Origin of the sequence: Bacillus cereus (assembly GCF_002564555.1) — a bacterium.
Classification (GTDB): Bacteria; Bacillota; Bacilli; order Bacillales; family Bacillaceae_G; genus Bacillus_A; species Bacillus_A cereus_K.
In genome coordinates this window covers 1-3,101 of record NZ_NUVD01000065.1, presented here as the reverse complement: position 1 = coordinate 3,101, position 3,101 = coordinate 1, and the positions used below count along the sequence as shown (strand labels likewise).

Sequence of the window (3,101 nt, the reverse complement as noted above, 5' to 3'; positions counted from 1 at the left end):
TAAGTTGATGGGCATGGGGTCACCATACCAAAAAAAGAAAATTGTACGTTTAGATACATTTGGGACACAAATTAACCGGTACCTTGTGCGTTAAGGAACCGGTTATTTATTTTACTGCTTTTTGGTGGTGTTTTTGTCTCGTAATGGTCTTAAATTATCGAAATTTGTTTTTTGATTTAAGTTCCAAACATAATCACCTGTCAACGTAATATGTTCCCATCCAAGTGGAGATATATGTTGTAAATATTCTTCTGGAATGTGCACTCCTTTTGCACGCAAAGCATCCACTGCACGTGATATATATACCGTATTCCATAATACAATTGCTGAAATAAGAAGTTGCAAACCACTTGCTCTATGTAGTTGGTCCTCATAAGAACGATTACGAATTTCTCCTAATCGATTGAAAAATACAGCTCGAGCAAGTGCATGTTTTGCTTCACCTTTATTTAAACCAACTTGTACACGTCTTCTAAGCTCAGGACTCTGCAACCATTCTAATGTATATAAAGTTCTTTCAATCCTTCCTATCTCACGCAAAGTTACTGATAAGCTATTCTGCCTTGGATAGGCCGCAAGCTTTTTGAGAATAAGAGAAGCTGTGACTGTTCCATTACGAACAGAGCTAGTTAATCGTAATAAGTCATCCCAATTTTCTCTTATTTTCTTTGTATGAATTGTTCCACCAATCATAAATTCTAGATGCGGTTGATTTAAGGGCTTTTCAAAAGTATAAATTTTATTTTTACTAAACGTTTTAATTCTAGGTGCGAATCGAAATCCTAACATGTGACACATGACAAAAACATGATCTACGAAGCCTGCTGCATCCGTATAATGTTCTTCAATTTCATGATACAATAGGCCATCAATAATATGTGGCGCTTCTTCTGAAGAACTAATAACTTGTACATAAAATGGAGCGTATTGATCTGAGATATGTGTATAAAAACTTAATCCTGGATCCCTACCATGTTTAGCATTTACTTGTGCTAACGGACTAGACTGACCACCAGCTCTAAAGAATTGTCCATCAGAAGATGAAGTCGAACCATCTCCCCAATGAGAAGAGAACGGGTATTTATGCTGAAAATCAGTGATTGCTCCAAGAGCTTTGGAGTAATTTTCATCCCTTATATACCAATCCGATATCCAAGCTAATTGTGCATATGATATATTTGGACATGCATCTGCCATTTTGGAAAGACCAAGATTAATTCCATCAGCCAAAATAGCTGCGAATAATACGGATTTATCCTTTGGCTCAGTTTGGGTATGAAGATGAACAAAATGTTTGCTAAAATGTGTCCAGCTATCTACTTCTACCAATAGTTCTGTTAATTTAATACGCGGTAATACACTATAAATAAGTCTAGTTAGATCTTCGACCTCATCTGGAATCATTTTCTTTAAAGATGCAATTTGTATTTTATTTGCATAGATTTCAACATCTGGCAACAATTGATTTTGAATTAAATGATTTACCTTAGAGAGTTGCTCTCCCATTAACTCAAATCGTTCTTGTAAATACTGATCTATGTTGGTTGAGATTGTTAGTGGAACTTGGTTTTTCCCCTTTAATTCTTTCCATTTTTCTTGAGGTAAAAGATATTCTTCAAAATCCTTATATTGTCTACTTCCTACGACCCACATGTCTCCAGAACGAAGATGATTACATAATTCTGAAAAGATACCGAACTCATAGTAATGACGATCAATACCATTTTCTTTAATCACATGCTTGAACCACTTCGATTTGAGAAAATCCATTGGAGCTGTTTCAGGGATTTTTCTTTTTCCTGTTTCGTTTATTTCTTTCTTTCAACATCGCTAGGGCCTGAAATAAAGTATGACTCGCTTTAGAGGCTTTAAATACATAAGTTCTTAATAATCTAGGTGCAAACTTCCGAAAATGCCCATAATGATTATCTAGCAGATCTAAATAGTCAAACTCTGCTGGTCTAGCTAATTCTTCTGCCTGTTCTACTGATTGTACAAATTGTTCCCATGAAATGATAGATTGTAAAGATTCAAATGGGTCTTGTTCTAATTCTTTTGCTTCAATTAAAGCCTTTCCAACTTTTGCGTATAAACGAACCTTTTCATTAATCGCTTTTCCGTCCTTTTGAAAATGTTCCTTATGTTTCTTTTCTCCACGATTAAACATTCTACCCATTAATTTCTCAAGCATCTCTATTCTTTGGGGTTTTAGTTAAAAATCTTCGGAAATAAACCTTTTATAAAGGTTTATTTTAAATATGATTATTGTATTTCGAGGGGCTCCTTATAAATCTTAGCTATATATTTTACAAAATCAATGACGGGATAGTGTATGAGTGAACGATGCTGCGCGAAACGAACCCCTTCATTTTCCATTTCCGAAATAATTTGTTCAATTTCCAACTCTTTTTGTTGTATTCTATTATAATTTTGATATACAATGTTTTTCCATTTATAAGAAGAACCGTGAAAATAACTCTCTCCTTTTACCGTGTGACTGAATATTATTTCTATTTTTTCTCTACGTTGTTTTTCCTTCATATGCGCTTCCGTTGACTGCATGTTTATCGCCTCTTCCCTTTGTGTTGTATACTGTTTCACAAAATTCGGTCTAAATTATCATAGTCAATGTACATTGTTCTTGTTGGGAATTGTCGTTTAAGACTATCTCATCAACTGTATTTGTTTTTCAAGCGCTTAATCTAATATATTGGATCTTACGTCTAAATAAGTTGATAGTGTGTATAAAATACTATCAATCTTTATTATAAAACGATTCTTTATAGGCATGCACTTTTTTACACTCACCAAGATTTACAACATGACGAGTATCTTCATCCATGAATGTTATCCTCAGTATCCCTTTTTATATGAAAAAATCATATAAAAACATAGCGCTCTTAAAGAATTTTGTTACAAATTTATTATGTTTGACTTTAAAAAAGGAACGTAATAGTTATTTGTAGAAAATTTTAAGAGTAAAAATAGAATGACTATTTATATGATAAGAAAAGGGGGCACTTATAGATGCTAACAAATGATTTAGATTTCCGATTAGAACCACGTTTAAAAGAACTGTATGAACAACATAAAATAAGAGC

Annotated in this window: 1 protein-coding gene and 2 pseudogenes; 1 reads left to right on the top strand and 2 read right to left on the bottom strand. The window is 33.4% G+C overall.

Annotated elements, in window-relative coordinates:
- Positions 1–111 precede the first annotated feature (111 nt).
- Positions 112–2,212: pseudogene (locus COI75_RS17295) on the bottom strand (Tn3 family transposase); the annotation flags it as partial.
- Between the two features lie 50 nt (positions 2,213–2,262).
- Positions 2,263–2,562 carry a hypothetical protein gene (locus tag COI75_RS17290; RefSeq protein ID WP_001192001.1) on the bottom strand — a complete coding sequence of 100 codons (300 nt, stop codon included), beginning with the start codon at positions 2,560–2,562 and terminating at the stop codon, positions 2,263–2,265.
- A 465-nt stretch (positions 2,563–3,027) separates the two neighbouring features.
- On the opposite strand from COI75_RS17290, the pseudogene COI75_RS17285 reads away from it, so the two are divergent.
- Positions 3,028–3,101: pseudogene (locus COI75_RS17285) on the top strand (acyl-ACP desaturase); the annotation flags it as partial.

Excerpts from the sequence above, each read along its gene's own strand:
- COI75_RS17290 (WP_001192001.1), bottom strand. The coding sequence starts at position 2,562 with ATGCAGTCAACGGAAGCGCATATGAAGGAAAAACAACGTAGAGAAAAA.